We start from the raw sequence: 20,357 nt of genomic DNA on the forward strand, positions 1-20,357 counted from the left end.
CAGACAACCCCTGTGGGGAGCCGGCCTGCTGGCGATTGCAATTTGGCAGCCGACAAATATCGTCGAATGTCAGGGCGCTATCGCCAGCAGGCTGGCTCCCACAGGTACCGAGGCGACCGACTTAGAAATAATAGTTGGCCGACAGATAAGTCTGTGCGCTGCTGGTCAAGTCCAGCGAGCCCTGCTTGCTGCCGCCGCTTTCTTTCATCTCGGTGCTGGCATTGCTGCGCAGGTAACGGTAACCGAGTTCGACCGAGGTGTTCTGCGAGACTTGCTGCAACACACCGAGCTGACCACCGACGGCGTAACCGATGTCACTGTCGCGGCTGTAGCCTGGCGAATCCTGAGTCAGCTTGGTCAAACCGGCCGTGGCGCCGCCGAACAATTTGGTGCTGCCGCCCACCGGGTAGAACAGATCGTAACTGCCCAGCAAGTTTTCCTGGCGCAGTTTAATGCCATTGTGCGAGCCCGACACGTTGTCGTAAGTGGCGTAGTAGCGGCCCTGGCTGTTTTGCTGACCGAGGCGCACGCCGTACGTGTTGTTGCCGTCGATGGCGCCGGTGGCATTGGGGTGGTCGAGGTTGTTGTTCAAGGAGCGGGACTTGTCGATCTTGTCACTGGTCTGGCCGAAGGTCAGGCCGGCGAAGTTCGAAGACGTGTCGGCCTGGGCCGCGATACTGGCGCTCATGACGCTCAAAGCCAGCAACAGTTTGTTCAAACGAGTCATGGGTAGTTCCTCTTGCACAGTGCTGTTGGGGTATGGCGCAAGATTACTGAGCGGCCCCTGTACCGGCCCTGAACCGTCTCTGAACCTGACCTGAATCAAATCGACTAGGCTGTTCTGACCACTTTCGCGAAGGAGACCCGATCATGCGCTTGTTCCTTGCCCTCACCTTGCTGGCCGTCAGCAGCCTCACCCAGGCGGCGATCAAGACCGAAGAAATCCCCTACCAGAGCGCCGACGGTACAAAACTGATCGGTTACTACGCCTATGACGACGCCATCAAAGGCAAGCGCCCCGGTGTCGTTGTGGTTCACGAATGGTGGGGGCTGAACGATTACGCCAAGCGCCGTGCCCGTGATCTCGCCGCGCTGGGCTACAGCGCGATGGCGATCGATATGTACGGCGACGGCAAAAACACCGAACACCCGAAAGACGCGATGGCGTTCATGCAGGCGGCGACTCAGGATGCGGCGGCGTCCAGCAAGCGCTTCGAGGCGGGGCTGAATTTACTGAAGAAACAAGCACAGACCGACGCGGATAAAATCGCCGCGATCGGTTACTGCTTCGGCGGCGCTGTGGTGCTGAACGCGGCGCGTCAAGGTGTGCCGCTGGCGGGCGTGGTGAGTTTCCACGGCGCGCTGGCCACCAAGACCCCGGCTACGCCCGGCAGCGTCAAGGCGAAGATTCTGGTCGAGCACGGCGCGCTGGACAGCATGGTCACCGCCGACAACGTCACTGCGTTCAAGGCGGAAATGGACAAGGCTTGGGCCGACTACAAGTTTGTCAGCCTTGATGGCGCCAAGCATGGCTTCAGCAATCCCGATGCGGATCGCCTGAGTCATGGTGAGCATGGCGGCCCGGATATTGGTTACAACAAGGCCGCGGATGAAAAGTCCTGGGCGGACATGCAGGCGTTTTTCAAGCAGATCTTCGGCTGAGAGCGCCTACCCCGATCGTTCCCACGCTCTGCGTGGGTGTGACGCTCTGCGTCACGCATGTGTGGACGCGGAGCGTCCCGGGCGGCAATGCCACGCGAAGCATGGGAACGATCTGTACGACGGTCGTGGGAGCCTGCTCGCGAAGGCCGCACCGCCGTTCTCGACCTTGCCTCGACTAACCGGCAAAATACCCGCCATGAATTTCACCCCTCCCCTTCCCGCCTGCTGCACCGCGCTCGACAGCCATTGGCCGTTGCCGATCGTGTTGCCCGACACCGTGCTGATCAGCACGCAATTCGATCCGGCCCAATTGCTGGCTGATGATTTTCAGCGCAGCGCGATCGTGGCGCCGCCAAGCATTCAGCGCTCGGTGGCCAAGCGTCAGGCCGAGTTTCTCGCGGGGCGAATTTGCGCCCGCGCGGCGTTGCAACAATTGCAGGGTAACGGCGCGGTTCCGGCGATTGGCGAAGACCGCGCGCCGGTGTGGCCGGCGCCTATCTGCGGCTCGATCACTCACAGCAGCGGTCGCGCCGCCGCGATTGTCGGCAACAAGCAACACTGGCGCGGTCTGGGCATGGATCTGGAAAACCTGCTGAGCGCTGAACGCGCCGAGCGTCTGGCCGGTGAAATTCTCACCCCAGCGGAAATGCAGCGCATGGCCGCCGGTTCGAAAGAGCTACGGGCGCTGTGGGTGACGCTGACATTTTCGGTCAAGGAAAGTTTGTTCAAGGCGCTCTACCCGATCGTGCAGCAGCGCTTTTATTTTGAGCATGCCGAAGTGCTGGAATGGACCGAGGCTGGCGCCGTGAGGTTGCGCTTGCTGACGGATTTGTCGAGCGAGTGGCACAACGGCACGGAGCTGGAGGCGCAGTTTGCGGTTCGGGATGAACAGGTGTTGAGTCTGGTCAGCATTCCTGCCTGAAGTTTTGCATTGTTAGCTCTGGCCCCATCGCGAGCAGGCTCACTCCTACAAGGGAAACGCATTCCAAATGTAGGAGTGAGCCTGCTCGCGATGGGGCCAGCCCTGCTACCACACAACCTACCGCCGTTCCTGATTCCTTGGCCAGCTCAAACTGAAACACGCCCCACCCAGGCTTTTGCTCTTGCCGATGATCGCTCGGCCGTCGTGCCAGTGAATGATCCGGCGCACGATCGACAACCCCAGACCATGCCCGCCCGACGCTCGCGTGCGGCTGTCATCCAGACGCAGGAACGGCGTGAAAATCCGTTCCCAAGCCACTTCCGGCACACCCGGGCCGTCATCCTCGACATCGACCCGGCAGCGTAATTGCCCGACCTGATAACTCACCGTCACGTTGCCGCGGGCATGGCGCATGGCGTTGCTCACCAGATTCTGCAACGCACGGTGCAGATAACGCGGCTCAGCCTCGACCCAGGCATCGTCATTATCGGCGGCGGACAGGCACAAACCGCGCTGCACGGTGACTTCGGCGCGTAGGGGCGCCAGCTCTGCGATCACTTGATTGACCAACGCATCGAGGTCGACACGCTGGAAGGTCAACGCCGGCGAACCCTGCTCCAGGCGCGCATAGGTGAGCATTTCATCGACCAGCTTATCGAGGTCCTCGATGTCGTGGTCCATGCCCTCGCGGTACTTTTCCAGGGCTTGCGGCGTGGTCGCCGAGCCGATCATCTCCAGACCGAAACGCAAACGCGCCACCGGCGTGCGCAATTCGTGGGACACCGCGCGCACCAGTTCGCGCTGGATCGCCAGCAATTGCTGCAAGTGCTCGGCCATGCCATTGAACGCCGCGGCCAGCCGCCCGACCGAGTCGGCACCGCGCGCCGGCACCCGGGTTTCGAGGCTGCCCTTGGCGATGCGCGTGGCTGCGGCTTCAAGGCCACGCAAGCGCCGCTCGAGCTGCCGCACCAGCAGATAAACGATCAGCCCGATCAACGTCAGGCCCAACGCGGCGATCAGCACCAGCCATTCCGGCGGGTACGGGTTCATCTGATACAGCGGGCCGATTTCCAGCACCCACGGCGTGCCGACCATGCCGGCGAATACGCGGATCGAGTCGCCGCCCTTGCCCAGCGCCATCACCGTGTCGCCCTCCGAAACGCGGCGGCTCTGGTCTTCGTCCATGTCGGCGTCGTCCACCGTGACCAGACGCAAGTCGAACCCAAAGCCTTTTTCTTCCTTTATCTGCGCCAGGCGTTTCGGCTGCTCGGCAACCGGTACGCGCACCAGTTCGTCGGCCAAGAGATAAATCGTCGCCCGGGCCAGTTGCTCACTGATCTGCTGCACTTCACCGGTGAGCACCAGTTGTTCCTTGTCGCTGACCAGCCGATAGACCCTGGCCGCGTGCGGGCCGGTTTGTTCGACCAGCGCCTGCCCGCGCTGCACTCGGGTGCGCTGGGTCAGATCGAGGTCCGTTTCGGTAAATTTCTTCAGCGCCAGCGGGATGCCGAGCAAACGCTCCCACACCAGCAGTGCGCGATGGCGCTCGGTTTCGTTCATCGGCTGCAGATTGTCGGCCATCAGCGAAAATGTGCCGTGGGCCAGACGTTCACGGTATTGCTCGCTGCGCACCTGATTGAGCAAGTGCAGCGCCAGCACGCCGAGCACAGCGACCAGAATCAGCGCGGCGCACATGCCGCCATAGATGCGCAGGAAGATCGAGTTCACAACGAAAGGTCTACGCAGGCTTCGGGGACAAACAGATAGCCTTTGCTGCGAATGGTCTTGATCAGGCGCGGATGGTCGGGGTCATCGCCGATTTTCGGGCGGATCCGCGAAATGCGTACATCGATCGAGCGGTCCTGGCCGTCATAGCCGATACCGCGCAACGCGGTGAAGATTTCTTCGCGGGACAAGATGCGCCCGGCGTTGGCGACCAACAGCCAGAGCAGGTCGAATTCGGCGCTGGTCAGTTCGATGCCAATCTCATTCAGCCAGGCTTCGCGCAAGGCGTTATCGACCACCAACGGCCCGAATTGCAGACGACGGGATTTCTCCGCGGCCGGTTCCGCGCTGTCACTGCGCCGCAACAACGCCTGGATCCGCGCCAGCAACAGGCGCGGGCGCACCGGCTTGCACACGTAATCGTCGGCCCCGATGTCCAGTCCCTGAATCTGGTCCGCGTCGTCGGTGCGCGCGGTGAGCATCAGGATCGGCCCGTCGAACTGAGTGCGTACCTTGCGACAGATGCTCAGACCGTCTTCGCCGGGCAGCATCAGGTCAAGGATGACCAGGTCCGGCTGTTCCTTGATGATCCGTGCCGCCGCCAGCGCGCCATTGCCTTCGATATCCACGCGCAATCCATTGGCTTGCAGGTAGTCACGCGTCAGCTCGGCCAGACGCTGGTCATCCTCGACGATCAATACCTGAAAGGTTTGTTGCTCCACCGGTGACCTCTGCTTGCTGTTGTTATTGATAATGGAGGATCTGCTGACCAACACGGGACCTGCAGGACTTTCGCCATCCTCCCGTCTTTTTGTCATGTTCAAGGAGGATAAGAATGCCCACGCCGCCAGCGATTGTATAAACGCCGATCACCCGGAAAACAAGTCGGTAAATGCGTTCGGACCAGGCGAAAAACTATGGTAGGGTTCGCGCCCTTAAAAAACCGCTGAAGCGTTTTTTCCGGGCAAAAAAACAGTGACAAACGGTCTGGCTCAGCCGGTTCGCGGCCTACACGCGTTTTCCCTGTTTCTTACACAATTTACGCACAGGCTTATCCACAGCCAGTACGTTGCAAGCCCCCTCAAAACGCATTATCTTGTAGCACGGCGAAAACAGAGACCCTACATGTAGGGTTTTTGCCTTAAGTGCCCAACCACATTTCAGACCTGAAACTCAAGCGCTTTATTGCGAGTTTCAGGTGGAACGAAGCAAGTTTTTCGAAGCCCAAACCGCGCTTGCGGATGGCACCGTTTTTTTAGTCCGAAGCGGACAAAACGGTATGGGTGTTGCAGTCATTACTGTCACCCGGGAGGGAATCCGGTTTCGGGCATTGGCCCGCAACCAGAACTTCGGCAGGGACGCGGCGTTGCAGCCTTTTTCGTCTGTTCCGAAGTGGTAATTGCCGACGCAAGTCGGTTGCAGTGCTTCGGTACAGAACGGTGAGCACCATGACGGTGCCAAACAAACATAGAGAATGTGGAGACCACCCCCCATGCAAACCGACACAACTCGCGAGAACCCGCAGGGCACCTTGCCGCAGGCCGCCGATTCGACTTCGGATCTGGCAGCTACCGCGCCTGGCCAGCTGCGCGTGATCAAGCGTAATGGCACTGTCGTTCCTTACACTGATGACAAGATCACCGTCGCTATCACCAAAGCGTTTCTCGCAGTTGAGGGCGGCACCGCTGCCGCTTCGTCGCGAATCCATGACACCGTGGCCCGCCTGACCGAACAGGTCACCGCGACCTTCAAGCGTCGCATGCCGTCGGGCGGCACCATCCACATCGAAGAAATCCAGGACCAGGTCGAACTGGCCCTGATGCGTGCCGGCGAGCAGAAAGTGGCCCGTGACTACGTGATCTACCGCGACGGTCGTTCGAAAGAACGCGCTGCCCACGCGCCGGCCGAAGCCGCCGTCAACGCACACCCGTCGATCCGCATCACCCGCACCGACGGTAGCCTGGCGCCGCTGGACATGGGCCGCCTGAACACCATCGTCACCGAAGCCTGCGAAGGCCTGGAAGAAGTCGACGGCGACCTGATCCAGCGCGAAACCCTGAAAAACCTCTACGACGGCGTGGCCCTGACCGACGTCAACACCGCACTGGTCATGACTGCGCGTACCCTGGTCGAGCGTGAGCCGAACTACTCGTTCGTCACCGCCCGCCTGCTGATGGACACCCTGCGGGCCGAAGGCCTGGGTTTCCTCGGTGTCGCCGAAAGCGCCACTCACCACGAAATGGCTGACCTGTACGCCAAGGCACTGCCGGCCTACATCGCCAAAGGTATCGAGTTCGAACTGCTGAACCCTGTGCTGGCCTCCTTCGACCTGGAAAAACTGGGCAAGGCGATCAACCACGAGCGCGATCAGCAATTCACCTACTTGGGCCTGCAGACCCTGTACGACCGTTACTTCATCCACAAGGATGGCGTGCGTTTCGAACTGCCGCAGATCTTCTTCATGCGCGTGGCCATGGGTCTTGCGATCGAAGAGAAGCAGAAAGAAGACCGTGCGATCGAGTTCTACAACCTGCTGTCCTCGTTCGACTACATGGCGTCGACTCCGACCCTGTTCAACGCCGGCACCCTGCGTCCACAGCTGTCGAGCTGCTACCTGACCACCGTGCCGGATGACCTGTCGGGCATTTACCACGCGATCCACGACAACGCCATGCTGTCGAAATTCGCCGGTGGCCTGGGCAACGACTGGACCCCTGTGCGTGCGCTGGGCTCGTACATCAAGGGCACCAACGGCAAGTCGCAAGGCGTGGTGCCGTTCCTCAAAGTAGTGAACGACACCGCTGTGGCCGTGAACCAGGGTGGCAAGCGCAAAGGCGCTGTGTGTGCCTACCTGGAAACCTGGCACATGGACATCGAAGAGTTCATCGAGCTGCGCAAGAACACCGGTGACGATCGTCGTCGTACCCACGACATGAACACCGCCAACTGGATCCCTGACCTGTTCATGAAGCGCGTCTTCGATGACGGCAAGTGGACCCTGTTCTCGCCATCGGAAGTTCCGGACCTGCACGACCTGACCGGTAAAGCCTTCGAAGAACGTTACGAGTACTACGAAGCGCTGACCGAATACCCAGGCAAGGTCAAACTGTTCAAGACCATCCAGGCCAAAGACCTGTGGCGCAAGATGCTGTCCATGCTGTTTGAAACCGGCCACCCATGGCTGACCTTCAAAGACCCGTGCAACCTGCGTAGCCCGCAGCAGCACGTCGGCGTGGTCCACAGCTCGAACCTGTGCACCGAGATCACCTTGAACACCAACAAGGACGAGATCGCCGTCTGCAACCTGGGCTCGATCAACCTGCCGAACCACATCGTCGACGGCAAGCTCGATACCGCCAAGCTGCAACGCACCGTCAACACCGCCGTGCGCATGCTCGATAACGTGATCGACATCAACTACTACTCGGTGCCGCAAGCGAAGAACTCCAACTTCCGCCACCGTCCGGTCGGTCTGGGCATCATGGGCTTCCAGGACGCTTTGTACCTGCAGCACATCCCTTACGGTTCCGACGCGGCTGTCGAATTCGCCGACAAGTCGATGGAAGCGGTCAGCTACTACGCGATCCAGGCCTCCTGCGACCTGGCCGACGAGCGCGGTGCGTACGAGACGTTCAGCGGTTCGCTGTGGTCCAAGGGCATCCTGCCGCTGGATTCGCAACAGATCCTGATCGAACAGCGCGGCCAGAAGTACATCGATGTCGACTTGAACGAAAGCCTCGACTGGGCACCGGTTCGCGCCCGTGTACAGAAAGGCATCCGTAACTCGAACATCATGGCCATCGCACCGACCGCAACCATCGCCAACATCACCGGCGTATCGCAGTCGATCGAACCGACCTACCAGAACCTGTACGTGAAATCGAACCTGTCGGGCGAATTCACCGTGATCAACCCGTACCTGGTTCGCGACCTGAAAGCGCGCGGTCTGTGGGACTCGGTCATGATCAACGACCTGAAGTACTACGACGGTTCGGTTCAGCAGATCGAACGCATCCCGCAAGAACTCAAAGAGCTCTACGCGACCGCGTTCGAAGTGGACACCAAGTGGATCGTTGACGCCGCCAGCCGCCGTCAGAAGTGGATCGACCAGGCCCAGTCGCTGAACCTGTACATCGCCGGCGCCTCGGGCAAGAAGCTCGACGTGACCTACCGCATGGCCTGGTACCGTGGTCTGAAAACCACCTACTACCTCCGTGCCCTGGCCGCGACCAGCACCGAGAAGTCGACCATCAACACCGGCAAGCTGAACGCTGTTTCCAGCGGCGGCAACCATGGTGATGATTCGGTCCTGACCGCTCCAGCCGGTCCGGCACCCGTGCCAAAGGCCTGCGCGATTGACGAGCCGGATTGCGAAGCTTGCCAATAAGCTGAGCTGACTCGGGCGTTGCGAGACGCCTGAGACCTCCCAATGGAAAACCTCCGACAGACTTCTGGTTTGTCGGGGGTTTTCTTTTTTGGGGATTGGGGATTGGTAGATTGGGGGCATATCCGTTGCTGCGGGTGGTGCCGCTGGCGGTTTCGCTCTTACAGCGACTCACTTTTTCAAACACCGGAGTGCCGGCCCAGCAAAAAGTAAGCAAAAGACTTTGCCCCGGCGTTCGGCCCCTCGCTGGGGCTCGGGGTTCCTTCGTTACGGAATCGATCCGGGCGCAGCGGCTACGGTTTGCTTCGCTGCACCTACTTCCGCTGTGTACGACTCCGTCGTACGGTCGCTACGCTCCCACACCCGGATCAATCCCTTCACTCAGCCTTCCGAAGGGGCAAAAGATCAAAAGCCAGATCAGATCAAAAGCCAGAGCAAGATCAAAAGCCAGAGCAAAATCAAAAGCCCCTCACCCTAGCCCTCTCCCGGAGGGAGAGGGGACTGACCGAGGTGAATTGAAGAGGTACACCGACATGCAGTACCGAGTCGAATGCAGTTCTGAAGAATCCACAAATCGGCTCCCTCTCCCTCGGGAGAGGGCTGGGGTGAGGGGTGAATCCACCACAAATCCCAAGCCAATCACCCGCTTCTAACCACTCAACAATGAGCGCCAGCTCGAGTGCTCTTGATCTTGATCTTGCCTAACCAGCGACATCGGAAGGCTGAGCGGAGGGATTGATCCGGGCGTGGGAGCGCAGCGACCGTACGACGAAGTCGTACACAGCGGAAGTAGGTGCAGCGAAGCAAACCGTAGCCGCTGCGCCCGGATCGATCCCGCAGCGAAGGAACCCCGAGCTTGCGAGGGGCCGGACGTAGGAGCAAGCCTTTTTGGGTACTTTTTCGGCGTCTGGAAAAAGTGCCTCGCCGTAAGGGCGAAACCGCCAGCAGCAGCACCCGGAGCAACGGATATGCAAACAAATCCAACCAGAGCCTGGTCGGCCCACAGGCCGCCACGGCCCAAAAAAAAGCCCCTCAAAACGAGGGGCCCAAAAAACCATCACAAACCCAATCAGGTCATCTGAATAATGGTCTGCATAATCGTGCTCTGAGTCGAAATGGTCTTGGCGTTCGCCTGATAGTTGCTCTGACCCTTGATCAGATCAACCAGCTCATTGGTCAGGTTAACGTTCGACTCTTCCAGCGAGTTGGACACCACCTCACCCAACGTACCGGTTTTCGGTGCGTCGTAGCCCGGAATACCCGAAGCGAAAGTCTCTTTCCAGCTAGTGCCACCCACCGCCTGCAAGCCCTGCTCGTTGGTGAAACTGGCCAGCGCGACCTGACCAATCGCCTTGCTCTGGTTGTTGCTGAAGTTGGCAAACATCGTACCGGTGCCATCGATCGTCAGGTTGGTGATCTGGCCAGTGGCATAACCATCCTGAGTCGGGATCGTGCGCGAGGTATCAGCGTTGTATTGAGTAGTCTTGGCCATCGAAATGGTCACACCCGCCGGGTTTGCCGCGGCGCCGTTAGCCTTCCAGACACCATCGGTCACTGTGCCTGGCACCCAGCCTTTGAGCGTGAGATCGCTGCTGATGATCGCCGGGCCACCCAACGGATTTGGCGTGCTGACCTGGGTCAGTTTGCCGGTCGCGTCGAAGGACAGCGTCGAGGCCACAGGCGCGGTGACTTTCGGATCGCTGCCGGTTGCATCCGGATTACGACCGTCGACCAGAGTGTAGACCTTCCAGGTGTTGGCACCGGTTTTCACCATGTACTGATCCATGGTGTGCTGGTTGCCCTGGCTGTCATAGATCGGGGTGCTGAACGACTTGGTGTAGGTCGCGGTGTTGGTAGGGTCAAACTTGCCCGCCGGCACCGTGTCGTCGATCACAGCAGCAGTCGAATTCAGGTTGATGCTCGAAGTCACTGCCGACGTCGACTTCGGTGCCAGGTTCGAGGTGTCGATCTTCAGATCGGTCAACACGCCGTTGATGATCTTGCCATTGGCATCCACACCATAACCCTGCAGACGCGAGGTGTAGTCGGTGTTGGTGATGTAACCGGCATTGTCGACCTTGAAGGTACCGGCACGGGTGTAGGACACCGAACCGTTGTTGCTCATGGTGAAGAAACCGGAACCGTTGATACCCATGTCCAACACGTTACCGGTGTTGTTGATGTCACCCTGGGTGAACTGCTGGGAAACGTTGGCCAGGCGCACGCCGTTACCGATGACTTTGCTGCCGCTGCCCAGACGAGTCGACGAATACACGTCCTCGAATTCTGCGCGCGAGGATTTGAAACCGGCGGTGGCGACGTTGGCGATGTTGTTGCCGGTCACGTCCAGTTGCTTGTTGGCTGCATAGAGACCGCTAAGGCCGATATTGAAAGACATATTCCACTCCTTTATGCCGGGTTAGTCGGCTCTATATACCAATGGTTTGAACTTTGGACAGGGCGACGGTGCCCTTGCCGGCCAGGTTGAGCATCAGCTCGCCGCCGGTCTGGCTGATCGTCACGCTGTTGACGGTCGCTGGCAGGTAAGTCGCCAGGTCCGTCGCGGTGCCGTTGATCGGTGCGTTGGCCTTGAAGGTGTAAGTACCGACCGGCACCACGGTGCCTGCGGTGTCCTTGCCATCCCAGGTGAAGCTCGCGTCGCCAGCGGCGCGGCTGCCCAGATCGATGGTGCGAACGGTTTTGCCGTCCTTGTCGGTGATGGTCACGGTGCCACCGGCAATCGACGAAGGCACGGTGACCGAACCGGTCAGGCCTTTGCTCGGATCATCGAGCTGTGCGGTGTTGGTCTGTACGATCACGTTGCGGCCAACCAGCGACGACGCTTGCAGCGCCTGCGATGAGTTGTAGTTGCCGGCCAGGCCACTCACGGTGGAGTTCAGCGTGGTGATGCCTTCGAGGCTGCTGAACTGCGCCAACTGGGCAACGAATGCACTGTTGTCCTGTGGGTCGAGCGGGTTCTGGTTTTTCAGCTGGGTCACCAGCAACTGCAGGAACGCATCCTTGCCCAGCGCTTGTCCGCCGGTGCTGCTGTTGGTCGCCGAAGCAATGCCATCGGTGGTCGAACTGGTCTTTTTCGACGAGTTCGACAGGATGTCATTCATGCTCAGGGAGCTGGTGGTATCGGTAACGCTCATGGCAGTCGCCCCTTATTACTGACCGAGGGTCAGCACCTTCTGCATCATGGTTTTGGCGGTGTTCATCATCTCGGCGTTGGTCTGGAACGAACGGCTCGCGGAAATCATGTCAGCCATCTCTTCCACCACGTTGACGTTCGGGTAGTAGACGTAGCCCTTGCCGTCGGCCGCAGGGTGATTCGGCTCGTAACGCGCTTCGAGGTTGCTCTGGTCTTCGACCACACCGAGCACCTGCACGCCTTGACCGGCCGCGTCCTGGTTCTGGAACAGCGAATCGCTGCCGCCGCTCTGGCCGCCCTGGAACATGGTGGCGAAAACCGGGTGACGGGCGCGGTAGGTCTGGTCGATGCTCGACGAAACGGTCTCGGCGTTGGCGATGTTCGAGGCCACGGTGTTCAGACGCGTGGTCTGGGCGCTCATGCCGCTGCCGGCAATGTTGAAAACGCTGGACAGGGACATGGATTACTCTCCGCGCAGGGCTGACACCAGCCCTTTGAATTTGCTGTTGAGCAGGGTGAAGCTGGCCTGGAAGCCGATGGCGTTTTCCGCGTAGTTGGACTGTTCCAGTTGAGCGTCCACGGTGTTCTGGTCGATCGAAGGCTGCATCGGCGTGCGATACATCAGCGACTCGTCGCCATTGCCCAGACCTTCAGCTTCGATGTGACGGCTGTTGGTCTTGTTGAGGGCGATGGTGCCGTTGGCGTTTTTCTGGCTCTGGGCTTCGAGTACTTTCGAGAAGTCCAGATCCCGCGCCTTGTAGTTCGGGGTATCGGCGTTGGCGATGTTGTTGGCCAGCACTTCGGCACGCTGGGCGCGGAAGCCCAAAGCCTTTTCGTGAATGCCGAGCGCTTTGTCGAAGCTGATGCTCATGTCGGGAACCTTCAGGTGACCGGATTTTTCGTAACTGAGCTTTAGCAAGCGTCGTGCCAGAGTGTAAAACTCCCGGTTTCCGTGGCTTTGCGGGCGATCGGCAAAGCGGCAATGCCAGAAAAGCGGCAACCGCCTTCCGCCAGATGCCGCTTTTCTGCCGCTTGGTTGCCTCTCGCCCACATTCGCTCTCCTGTAGGAGTGAGCCTGCTCGCGATAGCGTCAGGACATTCACCATCGTCGGCGCCAGATATACCGCTATCGCGAGCAGGCTCACTCCTACAGAGGGGCGGTGGTTGTTTCGAGATAAACGCAGGCACAAAAAAACGGGAGCCCCATGAGGACTCCCGTTTTTGCTATTGCCGCAGCAATCACTTCGCCTTGTAAATGATCCCCGGGCTGCACTGGACCATCTGGTAATGGTCCGGCAGACCGTTCAGCGCTTCGGATGCGCCAAGGAACAGATACCCGCCCGGCTTCAACGTGCTGTGAATGCGCAACAGGATGTCTTTCTTCACTTCGGCAGAGAAGTAGATCAGCACGTTGCGGCAGAACACGATGTCGAACTTGCCCAGCGCGGCATAGCTGTCGAGCAGGTTGAACGAGCGGAACTCCACCCGGCTCTTGATCGGCGCCTTGACCACCCAGCGCCCCGGCCCTTTCGGGTCGAAGTAGCGTTGCAGACGCTCCGGCGACAAACCGCGGCCGATGGCCAGGCTGTCGTACTCGCCGGTCTTGCAGTTGTTGAGCATCAGGCCCGACAGATCAGTGGCAACGATCTGCACGCCCATCTTCAACTGGCCGAGGTTGCTGCGTTCGAACTCGTCGATCGACATCGACAGCGAGTACGGTTCCTGACCCGAGGAGCAGGCCGCCGACCAGATGCGCAAGCGCTGGTTGGGGCTGGCCTTGATCGCCTCCGGAAGGACCTTGTTCTTCAACACTTCAAACGGGTAGGTGTCGCGAAACCACAGGGTTTCGTTGGTCGTCATGGCATCGACCACCTGCTCGCGCAAACCGCTGCGCGGCTGGGTCTGGATGCGTTGCACCAGCTCACCCAGCGACTTGATGCCTTGCTGCTCCATCAGTTTATTGAGACGGCTGGAGACCAGATATTGCTTGTTTTCACCGAGCAAAATGCCACAGGCCTTTTCCAGGAAGACCCGGAACTGTTCGAAATCCAAATTACCCGTAGACAATGGTGCCGCCTCTTAAATCGTGTTGACTACCAGGGACAATAGGTCCCTAGCTGATATCTGCTGCTTTGATCCGGTCGACTACCCGGGATGCCAGGTCATCAGGACGGAATTTAGCCAGGAAGTCATCGGCGCCGACTTTCTTGACCATCGCCTGATTGAATACCCCCGACAACGAAGTATGCAGGATGATATGGAGCTTTTGCATGCGTGCGTCGCCGCGGATTTCCGCCGTCAGGGTGTACCCGTCCATCTCCGGCATCTCGATGTCGGAAATCATCATCAGGAACTCTTCTTCCGGTTTCTTGCCTTCGTCGACCAGCTTGCGCAGGTAATCCAGCGCCTGCTTGCCGTCGTTCAGCGCCACCACTTCGACGCCGATCGTCTGCAGACAACGGGTGACCTGCTTGCGCGCCACCGACGAGTCATCGACCGTCAACACCCGCAGCGACAACGCCTTGGTCTGGGTCTCGACATCGACCACGCCCACCGAAATCGCTTCCGGCGTCGGTGCGACTTCCGCCAGCACTTTTTCGACGTCGATGATTTCGACTAACTGATTGTCGACCCGAGTCACAGCTGTCAGGTAGTGATCGCGACCGGTGCCCTTGGGCGGCGGATGGATCTCTTCCCAGTTCATGTTGACGATGCGCTCCACCGAGCGGACCAGGAAACCCTGGGTCTTGGTGTTGTACTCCGTGATGATCACGAACGGACTGTTCTTGTCTTTCAACGCTCCGGAACCGGTCGCCATTGCCAGATCGAGGATCGGAATGGTCGCCCCGCGAATATTTGCCACCCCGCACACCACAGGACTGGACTTGGGCATCAACGTCAGCGACGGGCATTGCAACACTTCCCGTACCTTGAACACGTTGATGCCATAGAGCTGCTGACCGTCGAGACGGAACAACAACAGCTCCAGGCGATTCTGCCCTACCAGTTGCGTGCGCTGGTTCACCGAATCCATTACACCCGCCATGCCCAGACTCCTACATCAACGCCAAGTGTTGTTGCGACGCACATTCATTGCTAAACGGCACGGCGCTTGCTTTTTAACCCGTATGAACATTCAAACGACATTTTCCCGACACCTGACAGCACCTCTTCGCAGAGCGCTTGCCAGCGCGTGCGCCATTTGCTGCTTGTTCTTTGGCAGTCCTGCCCATGCTGATGCGGTTACCTTGCCTGACATGCTTATCGGCGTCACTCAGGGCTTTCTTGAGTTCACCGTAGAAGACTATCTGACGAGCAGTCAAACCGAAGGCCGTTATGAAATCGAAGTCAACCAGCTCGACCCGCGCATGCGCATGCCGATGTGCGACAAGGAATTGACAGCGACGCTGGAGAGTCCGGCACGCCCTTTGGGCCGGGTTACGGTGAAGGTTCGCTGTGAGGGCACATCGCCCTGGACGGTGTTCGTACCCGCTCAAGTCCGGCTGTTTCGCGAGATCGTGACAACCACGCGTGCGCTCAAACGCGCCGGCATTATCGAGCCGCAGGACGTGACCTTGCGCGAGCGCGATGTCAGCCAGATCAATCAGGGCTTTCTGACCTCGGTGGACGAAGCGATCGGGCAGAAATTGACCCGACCAACGGTCGCCGATCAGGTCATCACCCAGGTTCATCTGGAGCAGGCGGAAGTCATTCGCAAGGGCGATCAGGTCGTCATCACCGCACGCAGCGGGACATTGGCCGTGCGCATGCCGGGCGAAGCCCTGGCCAACGGCGGCCTGAAAGAACAGATCCGGGTAAAAAACCTCAATTCACAACGGGTGATCAAGGCGCAGGTCACCGCGCCGGGACAAGTGGAAGTGGCCATGTGAACGCCCTGTGAGAAAACTGGCGCCGACATCGCCGCTTCCCTAAACTGTGTCGCAGCAGGACAAGCCGCGATGCAGCCAGGCGCATTGGAAAAATGTGCCTAAAGTTTTTCATGGGATAGCCGAAAACATGGCAAGCGTCCAAATTCCCAGAGGTTTTTATCATGGTCATCGATTTCAGCCGTTTGAACAGTTCCTCGTCACTGACAGGCAGCACACGTACCAGCAACGCCAAGGAAAGCGCTGAAAACAGCCCCTCCGCGCCGCTGAATACCCAGGCCGAACAGGCCAATGCCGCCAAAAGCGGGGAGTCGGTACACCTCAGCAATGAGGCTCAACAGTTGCAGAAGGTCACTGACAAGCTGCGCGATCAGCCTGCTGTCGACAAAGCCCGTGTGGCCGAGTTGAAAGCCGCGATTGCCGATGGCAGCTATAAAGTCGACAGCAACCGTGTAGCCAGCAAACTGCTCAACTTCGAAGCCCAGCGCTAGGCTTTTGCCGGCGCCAGGCTTTTGGACGCTTAAACCCCAAGGCCAGCCATGCACGACACTACTTTATTGCAACTGATCGACGACGACTTTGCTCCAGCGCAAGAACTGCTGGAGTTGCTGCAAACCGAATTCCTCGCGTTGCACGGTCGTGACATGCCTCTGCTGGAAGAGATTCTGGCGCGCAAGCAGGCGTTGATCATTCTGCTGGAACAGCATGGCCGCAAGCGCAGCGAAATTCTCGCCAGCCTCAATCTGCCGACCGATCGCAACGGCCTGCAACAACTGGCCGCGCAATCGAGCGTTGGCGAGCAGTTGTTGCGTCAGGGCGACGCCCTGACCGACCTGATTGCCCAATGCCAGGCAGCCAACGTCAAGAATGGCCAGTCGATCCGCATTCAGCAGGCCACCACGGCCAATCAGCTGAAAATCCTCACCGGGGGCGAACCGCCAGCGTTGTACGACGCCAGCGGCACCTTTGCCAAGCCCGCCAAACCGCGTCCGCTCAGCCAGGCGTGAGCCGTTGATGCGCCAGCTCTATCAACCCGCGGAACATGCTGGCAAAATGCTGGCTAGTCGTCATATTTTGTCTGGAGATTGATAAACCGTGTCCAACGCCCTCAGCGCGGATGATGCTCCGCAGCCCCCTAAGGTGCTCACCACGCCACTGGAAATCTCCAGCAACCTGCGCCAGCTGCAGGACAGCCACGATCCGCTGATCATCACTTTCCACGAGCGCAGCCAGCGTTTTCAAAGCTACCTGATCAAAGTCGACCGCGACAGCGCGTCGATCGCTCTGGACGAAATGATCCCGCGCGATGGCGAACGCTTCCTGCTCGCCGGCGAGCCGTTCAAGGTTGAAGGTTTTCATGACGGTGTACGCATCGCCTGGGAATGCAACGGCACGCTGAACATCGAAGAGTCCGACGGCGATCGCTTTTATACCGGCGAGCTGCCGACCGAAGTGGTTTACCACCAGCGCCGCAACGCCTTCCGTGCCGCGCTGAAACTGACCGATCTGGTCAGCGTTGAACTGGGTGGCGAAAAGCTCAAGTCGCCGATCCATGGCAAGCTGCTGGATATTTCCGCGACCGGTTGCAAGTTTCGCTTCGAAGGCGACATCACCGATCGCCTGCAACTGGGCCAGGTCTACGACCGCCTGATCGCCCCGCCGCTGTTCGGCAACCAGCCAATCGCCGTCGAACTGCGCTACCTGCACTTCGAAGAAAAGCTCAACATCACCTTCGCCGGCCTGCGCTTCCACAACATCAGCGGCCCGGCCGCGCGCAACGTCGAGCGTTTCGTTTATCAGCTTCAGCGTGAAGCGCGGCGGTTTGACAAAGACGATCTCTGAGTCGTAGCAACCAACAAAAAGGGCAGCCCCTCACAGGACTGCCCTTTTTTATGCGCGAGTGTTTATCTTCGATTCAGGGCCGCGCGCCACTGATATCCGGCGCAGGCTTGTCATCTGCGCTGCTCACATCATCTTCGGCCGTGGCTGGCTGCGGTTCGGCTGGCTCGGGTTCAGGTTCTGGACTGGACGGTGCCGGGTCCTGGACCATCTGCTCTTGCACCACTTGCTCGTCGACCCGTGGGTCGAGCGCCGCCACCAGTGGCGAACTCGACATGCTGTCGGGCATGGCGACGTGATGCAGCGGCGCATCATCGACCTGATGCAGATTGGTCACCGCTTTCGGCCGAATCCGCCACACCAGTACCAGCGCAAAAAAGCTGAAGAACGCATACAGACTCTGGCTGCCGAGAAACTTCATCAGCACGCCGGCCAGCAGCGGCCCGATGCTCGCGCCCACACCGTAGGTCACCAGCAGCATCGCCGTCAGCGACACCCGTCGATCACCCTCGACATGGTCGTTGGAAAACGCCACGGCCAACGGATACAGGCAGAATTGCACCAGCGAACACAGGAAACCCACCACAAACAGCACTTCCAGCGGTACCTGCGGCAACACCGCCAACGGTAAAGCCGCCACTGCCAGAAACCCGGCGAAGCAGCGGATCAAAAGCGCCCGGTCGTAACGATCGGACAACCAGCCGAGCGGCCACTGCACCAGCAAACCGGCAAAGATGCAGCTACCCATGAACAGACCGACCTGCTCGGTCGACAGCCCTTGCTGCGAGGCATACAACGGCGCCAGACCGTAAAACGAACCGATGATCAAACCAGCGCCAAGCACCGTGCTCAACGATTGCGGCACGCGCTTGATAAAGAAGCGCGGCTCCATCGGCGCCGGATGCAGAGGCGCCGGGTGAATCCGCCGGGTCAGCGCCACCGGCACCAGACACAGCGCAAAGCACAGCGCGACCAGCATCAGCAGCTCCAGCCCGAGGCCCGGGTGCATGACCAGAATCAACTGGCCGAGCACCAGGCCCAGATACGAAGCGATCATGTAACCGCTGAACACCAGACCACGTTGATTGGCGTCGGCCTGCTCGTTGAGCCAGCTCTCGATCACCATGTACTGGCACATCATGCCGAGGCCGACGATGGTCCGCAGCACCAGCCACGCCGGCAGCCAATCGACCAGACCATGGCCCAGCACTGCCGCACCGACAATCCCGGCACACGCCGAATAAGCGCGAATGTGCCCGACCCGGGCGATCAGTCGGTGCCCGATCTTGCCGCCCAGCACCAGACCAAAATAGTTGGCGGCCATCAGCGCACCGACCCACAGGCCGTCGACATTGTCTGCGGCCAGACGCAAGGCCAGATAGGTGGAGAGAAGGCCCGAGCCGATCAACATCATCAGCGAGGCGAAATACAGCGCTCGAAAGGATTTCCAGATTTGGCGCATCGGCGTTCCGAGCGGCTCCTTGCAGTAAAGACCGGGCTAACCAAACGCTAGCCCGGTGGCGACAGTACGTCAGGCCTGGGCTGCTAGAACACGCCGTTCCCAGGGGGTGATTTCATCGAAGAAGCTGGTCAACTCCAGGGTCTTCGAAGCGATGTAGCCTTCGATGAACTCGGGTCCGAACAGTTCCCTGGCCAAGTGGCTACGCTTCAGACGTTCCAGAGCAGCATGCAAGGTACACGGCAACGCAAGATTGTCCGGCACGACAAACTCGCCCTGGATCGCCTCGCTGGGCTCGAGTTCCTGCTCGATGCCATGCAAACCCGCGGCCAGACTGGCGGCGAGCGCCAGATACGGATTCGCGTCGGCGCCCGGCAAGCGGTTTTCGACCCGACGAGCGACCGGTGAACTGGCCGGAATGCGCAGCCCGGCGGCACGGTTGTCGTGGGACCAGCAGGCATTGTTCGGCGACGCATACGGATGGCACAGGCGCTGATAGGAATTCACGTTGGGCGCAAACAGTGCGGTGAAGTCCGCCATGGCTGCCTGCTGCCCGCCGATGAAATGGCGAAACGTCGCAGTCGCCTCGCCGCTCGCGTCACTGAAGACATTTCTGCCGCTGCCGATTTCGACCAGGCTTTGGTGAATGTGCATCGAGCTACCCGGCGTGTGCGCCAGCGGCTTTGCCATGCACACGACGGTCAGGCCGTGCTTGAGCGCGACCTCTTTGAGCAGGTGCTTGAACAGGAACGTCTGGTCGGCCAGCAGCAACGGATCGCCGTGCAGCAGATTGATCTCGAATTGGCTGACGCCCATTTCATGCATGAAGGTGTCGCGGGGCAAGCCCAGCGCGGCCATGCATTTATAGACTTCGCTGAAGAACAGTCGCAGCCCGTTATTGGAGCTGACGCTGAACGCCGACTGGCCGTCCTCGCGACGACCATCGAGGCCGACAGGCGGGCGAAACGCTTGGGTGGGATCAGGGTTGGGCGCGAAAACAAAAAACTCCAGCTCGGTCGCCACCACCGGCGCCAATCCGCGCTCGGCGTAACGGGCAATGACTTTCTTCAACTGGCCTCGGGTCGACAGCGGCGAGCTTTCGCCGCTCAACTCGTCGGCGTCGCAAATCGCCAGGGCGCGCGGCTCGTCACTCCAGGGCAGGCGGTGGATCTGGGTCGGTTCGGCGACGAGGGCGAGGTCGCCGTCATCGCTGCCGTAAAACCGCGCCGGCGGATAACCGCCCATGATGCACTGCAGCAGCACACCCCGCGCCAACTGCAGACGCCGCCCTTCGACGAAACCCTCGGCGGTCATCACCTTGCCCC

Annotated in this window: 18 protein-coding genes; 7 read left to right on the forward strand and 11 right to left on the reverse strand. The window is 59.8% G+C overall.

The genetic code is table 11. The annotated features are described in order from the left end of the window. Positions 1–121: 121 nt before the first annotated feature. Positions 122–727: a porin family protein gene (locus BLU52_RS17705; protein ID WP_090285344.1), complete on the reverse strand. Its 606-nt coding sequence runs from the start codon at positions 725–727 to the stop codon at positions 122–124. 143 nt (positions 728–870) lie between these two features. Here BLU52_RS17705 and BLU52_RS17710 point away from each other — a divergent pair, with 143 nt between their 5' ends. Continuing rightward, positions 871–1,662 (forward strand): dienelactone hydrolase family protein, encoded by a 792-nt coding sequence (locus tag BLU52_RS17710; RefSeq protein WP_090285346.1) that lies wholly within the window; start codon positions 871–873, stop codon positions 1,660–1,662. A 196-nt stretch (positions 1,663–1,858) separates the two neighbouring features. Then, positions 1,859–2,584: a 4'-phosphopantetheinyl transferase family protein gene (locus tag BLU52_RS17715; RefSeq protein WP_090285348.1), complete on the forward strand. Its 726-nt coding sequence runs from the start codon at positions 1,859–1,861 to the stop codon at positions 2,582–2,584. A 117-nt stretch (positions 2,585–2,701) separates the two neighbouring features. Here the strand turns inward: BLU52_RS17715 and BLU52_RS17720 are convergent, their stop codons facing one another. Both BLU52_RS17720 and BLU52_RS17725 read right to left on the reverse strand, forming a co-directional pair. Continuing rightward, positions 2,702–4,312 (reverse strand): ATP-binding protein, encoded by a 1,611-nt coding sequence (locus BLU52_RS17720; protein ID WP_090285349.1) that lies wholly within the window; start codon positions 4,310–4,312, stop codon positions 2,702–2,704. Further along, a complete protein-coding gene (locus tag BLU52_RS17725; RefSeq protein ID WP_090285351.1) occupies positions 4,309–5,031 on the reverse strand; it encodes a response regulator transcription factor in 723 nt (240 codons plus the stop codon). Before BLU52_RS17725 ends, BLU52_RS17720 begins: the two co-directional genes overlap by 4 nt. Positions 5,032–5,801: 770 nt before the next feature. Between BLU52_RS17725 and BLU52_RS17730 the strand changes: the two genes are divergently transcribed. Further along, positions 5,802–8,696: a ribonucleoside-diphosphate reductase subunit alpha gene (locus tag BLU52_RS17730; RefSeq protein WP_090285353.1), complete on the forward strand. Its 2,895-nt coding sequence runs from the start codon at positions 5,802–5,804 to the stop codon at positions 8,694–8,696. Positions 8,697–9,762: 1,066 nt separating this feature from the next. On the opposite strand, the gene flgE is transcribed toward BLU52_RS17730, so the two are convergent. The 6 genes from flgE to BLU52_RS17760 form a co-directional block, all read right to left on the reverse strand. Continuing rightward, positions 9,763–11,091 carry a flagellar hook protein FlgE gene (gene flgE, locus BLU52_RS17735; protein WP_090285355.1) on the reverse strand — a complete coding sequence of 443 codons (1,329 nt, stop codon included), beginning with the start codon at positions 11,089–11,091 and terminating at the stop codon, positions 9,763–9,765. Positions 11,092–11,122: 31 nt separating this feature from the next. Then, the gene (gene flgD, locus BLU52_RS17740) at positions 11,123–11,848 is read right to left on the reverse strand and encodes a flagellar hook assembly protein FlgD (protein ID WP_090285356.1); all 726 of its coding nucleotides are present in this window, start codon (positions 11,846–11,848) and stop codon (positions 11,123–11,125) included. A 15-nt stretch (positions 11,849–11,863) separates the two neighbouring features. Then, positions 11,864–12,307: a flagellar basal body rod protein FlgC gene (gene flgC, locus BLU52_RS17745; RefSeq protein ID WP_007899122.1), complete on the reverse strand. Its 444-nt coding sequence runs from the start codon at positions 12,305–12,307 to the stop codon at positions 11,864–11,866. A 3-nt stretch (positions 12,308–12,310) separates the two neighbouring features. Beyond that, positions 12,311–12,718: a flagellar basal body rod protein FlgB gene (gene flgB, locus BLU52_RS17750; RefSeq protein WP_090285358.1), complete on the reverse strand. Its 408-nt coding sequence runs from the start codon at positions 12,716–12,718 to the stop codon at positions 12,311–12,313. A 368-nt stretch (positions 12,719–13,086) separates the two neighbouring features. Beyond that, on the reverse strand, positions 13,087–13,914 hold the full coding sequence (gene cheR / locus BLU52_RS17755) for a protein-glutamate O-methyltransferase CheR (protein ID WP_016773612.1): 828 nt from the start codon (positions 13,912–13,914) through the stop codon (positions 13,087–13,089). Between the two features lie 46 nt (positions 13,915–13,960). Further along, the gene (locus tag BLU52_RS17760; protein ID WP_090285360.1) at positions 13,961–14,893 is read right to left on the reverse strand and encodes a chemotaxis protein CheV; all 933 of its coding nucleotides are present in this window, start codon (positions 14,891–14,893) and stop codon (positions 13,961–13,963) included. An 82-nt stretch (positions 14,894–14,975) separates the two neighbouring features. Here BLU52_RS17760 and flgA point away from each other — a divergent pair, with 82 nt between their 5' ends. From flgA to BLU52_RS17780, 4 genes are all read left to right on the forward strand, one after another. Then, the gene (gene flgA, locus BLU52_RS17765; RefSeq protein ID WP_090285362.1) at positions 14,976–15,737 is read left to right on the forward strand and encodes a flagellar basal body P-ring formation chaperone FlgA; all 762 of its coding nucleotides are present in this window, start codon (positions 14,976–14,978) and stop codon (positions 15,735–15,737) included. Between the two features lie 161 nt (positions 15,738–15,898). Next, positions 15,899–16,225, forward strand: a complete 327-nt coding sequence (flgM, locus tag BLU52_RS17770; RefSeq protein WP_090285364.1) for a flagellar biosynthesis anti-sigma factor FlgM — start codon at positions 15,899–15,901, stop codon at positions 16,223–16,225. A gap of 48 nt (positions 16,226–16,273) precedes the next feature. Next, entirely contained in the window at positions 16,274–16,741 is a 468-nt protein-coding gene (locus BLU52_RS17775) for a flagella synthesis protein FlgN (protein ID WP_090285366.1), read from the forward strand. Positions 16,742–16,829: 88 nt separating this feature from the next. Next, a complete protein-coding gene (locus BLU52_RS17780) occupies positions 16,830–17,576 on the forward strand; it encodes a flagellar brake protein (protein WP_090285368.1) in 747 nt (248 codons plus the stop codon). 73 nt (positions 17,577–17,649) lie between these two features. On the opposite strand, the gene BLU52_RS17785 is transcribed toward BLU52_RS17780, so the two are convergent. Continuing rightward, on the reverse strand, positions 17,650–19,035 hold the full coding sequence (locus BLU52_RS17785) for an MFS transporter (RefSeq protein WP_090285370.1): 1,386 nt from the start codon (positions 19,033–19,035) through the stop codon (positions 17,650–17,652). A 69-nt stretch (positions 19,036–19,104) separates the two neighbouring features. Then, complete coding sequence (locus BLU52_RS17790; protein ID WP_197677983.1) at positions 19,105–20,346, reverse strand: glutamine synthetase family protein; 1,242 nt, start codon at positions 20,344–20,346, stop codon at positions 19,105–19,107. Between the last annotated feature and the right edge of the window lie 11 nt (positions 20,347–20,357).

Source organism: Pseudomonas granadensis, assembly GCF_900105485.1.
Taxonomy (GTDB): Bacteria; Pseudomonadota; Gammaproteobacteria; order Pseudomonadales; family Pseudomonadaceae; genus Aquipseudomonas; species Aquipseudomonas granadensis.